Origin of the sequence: Capnocytophaga sp. oral taxon 326 str. F0382 (assembly GCF_000318295.1) — a bacterium.
Classification (GTDB): Bacteria; Bacteroidota; Bacteroidia; order Flavobacteriales; family Flavobacteriaceae; genus Capnocytophaga; species Capnocytophaga periodontitidis.
The window spans coordinates 19,310-23,165 of sequence record NZ_KB291382.1 but is presented as its reverse complement, the minus strand read 5'-3'; the positions used below and the strand labels follow the sequence as shown (position 1 = coordinate 23,165).

Here is a 3,856-nt window from a genome sequence, read left to right as displayed (position 1 = left end):
ATAATGCTCTATTATTCCGAACTGAGGTTTTTTATATCGGACTGATGTTAAAAGTGTAAGCTACAGGTGTGTGGAAAACAGAAGTATAATAGGCTCATCTTTTGATGGGAGATGAGCCTATTGTTTTTCTAATTGTTGTTATAATAACAATTTGTGATTAGAGGGTTGTTTCCTTTACGGTTTTGTTACCAGGACGGTCGGTAGCCGTTACGACTACTTTATCGCCAGAGAGGGCGGCGTTAGTAGCGGTGGTGCTATAGATCCATTTGCCTTCTAAGAGGGTTGCTTCACCTTGTTCAACAGGGGTATCATCGCTGTTTATAATTGCGACTTTCACAGTGGTTACCTTAAAATTATCGGTGACGGTGATGGTTATTTTTTCGCCGCTGGCAGCCCCTTTATAAGCTGAGACATCTACGTTTTCAATCACTGGAGCTTTGAGGAAATCGGCGACAGCGAGGTTGTAAGCAGATACGCCTTTTCGTTTCTGAGCTTCGGTGGTATAGAGTACTTTGAGAGAATTGTCCTGCAAAGCGTTTTTACCGTAGGCGATAGCACTTGAGAATTTGGTTTGTTGAGCTATTTGTTTAGCGGTTGGTTTTTTGGTACGCACTGGGAATTTAGAGACGATGGTTTCACCATTGCGTTGACTGAAAACGATTTGTTTTCCGATTCGACCAGAAAGGCCTTCTGTTACGATGTTGTTAATACTTTTTGCCATTTTTGTTTGATTTTAAAGTTGTTAATAATTAGGGGTTAGGGGATAGTGAATAGTGAATAGTGGATAGGGGATAGTGCTGGACACGTCAGCCTGTCCAGAGGGGCTGACCACTATTCTATTTCCTATTTCATTTCTGAACTTTATTTCCTAACTTTTACGGTGCAAAATTGCGGCGAATTTTGCGTGTGTGCAAAAAGTTGTAACAAGGGGTAACAGGGTTGTAACAGAGTAGTACAGATATGAGATTGATTTACAACAAATAATGTTCATACATCAGTTTGATGCCTTCTTGGAGTTCAACAGAGTGTTGCCACCCGAGTTGGTGTAACTTGCTGGGGTCGGTGAGTTTGCGCATTGTGCCGTCAGGTTTGGTGCTATCGAAGACTATTTTTCCTTGATAGCCAATGGTCTCTTTTATCATATAGGCGAGTTCTTTGATAGAAAGTTCCTTACCCGTACCAATATTGATATGGGTGTTGCGGACTTCTTTGGCATTAGCAGGATATATATCTTTAAAATTGATGCGTTCCATTAGAAACACACAAGCATCGGCCATATCTTCACTCCACAAGAACTCACGCAAAGGAGTGCCCGTACCCCATAGCGTAACTGTTTTGGCTGTAATACCATATTTTGATAAGATTGTTTTTATTTCTTCTTGGCTGTTTTTACCACTTATTCCTTCTACCGGACGCTTGTTGAGGTCTGTTTTTACTGCTTCCCAATCATTTTTAAGCAAGGCATTTGCTAAGTGTATTTTGCGTACCATCGCTGGCAATACGTGAGAATTTTCGAGGTGAAAATTATCATTAGGCCCATAGAGATTGGTAGGCATTACAGCAATATAATTAGTGCCGTATTGCAGGTTGTAACTCTCGCATAGCTTGATGCCTGCAATCTTGGCAATAGCATAGGGTTCATTGGTATATTCTAACGGAGAGGTGAGCAAACAGTCTTCTTTCATAGGCTGGGGTGCTTCCTTAGGGTAGATACAAGTACTCCCTAAGAACAGTAATTTTTTCACCTTATTTTCGTAAGCCGAATGAATCACATTGTTTTGAATCATCAGGTTTTCGTAGATAAAATCGGCGCGATAGGTGTTGTTAGCCATAATGCCCCCTACTTTGGCAGCAGCCAAGAAGACATAATCGGGTTTTTCATCTTTAAAGAATTGAGCGACGGCTTGTGCATCACGTAGGTCGAGTTCGGCACTTGTTCTGCCTATCAAATTGGTATATCCTTTTTGAGAAAGATTCTTCCAAATAGCAGAACCCACTAAACCTTTGTGTCCTGCAACATATATTTTAGCGTTTTTATTCATTGTTATTCAAAGTAATTCATTACAGTGAAGCCACCTTCTTTGAGGTAAGCATCGCGTTTGAAGAGTTTGATATCCGAGCGCATCATATCTTCAATCAGTCCTTTAAGGTCATACTCAGGTTTCCAACCTAAAACGGTTTGCGATTTGGTAGGGTCGCCGATGAGCAAATCTACTTCGGTAGGGCGGAAATACTGAGGGTCTACATTTACCACTTCGGGGTTATTGGCAATACGTTCGCGTATGGCACTGAGGTACTTTTCGCCTACTTTTTCGCTGAAAACAGAAGTATCTACTGCTGTGATATAGCCTTTTTCGTTTACGCCTTCGCCTTTAAATTCGATAGTGAGACCTATTTCTTTGGCAGCCATTGTGATAAAATCGCGGATGGCGGTAGTGATACCTGTAGCAATTACATAATCGCTAGGAGCGGGTTGTTGCAAGATGAGGTACATCGCCTTGATATAGTCTTTGGCGTGCCCCCAGTCGCGTTGAGAGCTGAGGTTACCCATATAGAACTTATCCTGCATACCCAAAGCTACCCTACTGAGCGCACGGGTTACTTTGCGGGTTACGAAAGTTTCACCGCGTATAGGAGATTCGTGGTTGAAGAGGATACCATTAGAGGCGTGCATATTATAGGCTTCGCGGTAATTGACAGTAATCCAATAGGCATACAATTTAGCTACTGCATAAGGTGAACGCGGATAGAAAGGAGTGCGTTCACTTTGAGGTACTTCTTGTACCAAACCGTAAAGTTCAGAAGTAGAAGCTTGATAGATACGCGCTTTTTCGGTAAGCCCCAAGAGGCGTACAGCTTCGAGGATGCGCAATGTGCCCAGACCATCGGCGTTACCTACGTATTCGGGTGTTTGAAAACTCACGTGCACGTGACTCATCGCTGCGAGGTTGTAGATTTCATCGGGTTGTACCTCTTGGACAAGGCGTGTGATATTCATACTATCGGTAAGGTCGCCGTAGTGTAGGATGAGATTGCGGTGTTCTAAATGAGGGTCTTGGTAGAGGTGGTCGATACGGTCGGTATTGAAGAGGGATGATCGGCGTTTCATACCGTGTACTTCATATCCTTTTTTGAGGAGGTATTCGGCGAGATAGGCACCATCTTGCCCTGTGATACCTGTAATGAGTGCTTTTTTTGTCATTTTATTATTGGTGTAATAAAGGAGATTGTTCAAGGGGCGAAGTTACGAAAAATATTGGAGATAAAGATACTTTTTGTAGATATTTTTTAGTAGGTATTGACTGCCCTTGCCCACGAATTTCACGAATTTTCACGAAATTGGAAGTATAAAAGTCTTTCGAAATTGGGAGTGCATAAAAGTCTTTATTTCCACGAATTTGGGAGTGTGTAAAACTTTATTTTATATTATCTCACGAATTTCACCTGAGGTGGTTTATATTGTGAATATATTATGTTATAAAGCTGTAAATCAATATTCTGTTATATCGAACTGACGTTATATTAATGTGAGTTCGGCATAAGTAATTATTTAACAATCAGTGGAATATTTTTAATCTCCCACGAATTACACGAATTTTCAGAAATAGGGAGTGCATAAAAGTCTTTATTTCCACGAATTTGGGAGTGTGTAAAACTTTATTTTATATTATCTCACTAATTTTCACCTGACGGTGAATTATAATGTCTATTATACCGAACTGAGTGTTGTTAAGAATTTATCTAACAAGCAGGCGAAATATTTTTAATCTCCCACGAATTTCACGAATTTTCACGAATTAGGGAGTGTGAAAGTCTTTATTTATAATTATCTCACGAATTTTCACCTGACGCTGAA

Annotated in this window: 3 protein-coding genes; all 3 read right to left on the bottom strand. The window is 40.7% G+C overall.

Annotated features, from left to right (window positions below):
- Nucleotides 1-157: 157 nt before the first annotated feature.
- Nucleotides 158-721, bottom strand: a complete 564-nt coding sequence (locus HMPREF9073_RS03800) for a hypothetical protein (RefSeq protein WP_009412675.1) — start codon at nt 719-721, stop codon at nt 158-160.
- A 250-nt stretch (nt 722-971) separates the two neighbouring features.
- Nucleotides 972-2,042 (bottom strand): GDP-L-fucose synthase, encoded by a 1,071-nt coding sequence (locus tag HMPREF9073_RS03795; protein ID WP_009412674.1) that lies wholly within the window; start codon nt 2,040-2,042, stop codon nt 972-974.
- A gap of 2 nt (nt 2,043-2,044) precedes the next feature.
- A complete protein-coding gene (gmd, locus tag HMPREF9073_RS03790; protein WP_009412673.1) occupies nt 2,045-3,202 on the bottom strand; it encodes a GDP-mannose 4,6-dehydratase in 1,158 nt (385 codons plus the stop codon).
- Between the last annotated feature and the right edge of the window lie 654 nt (nt 3,203-3,856).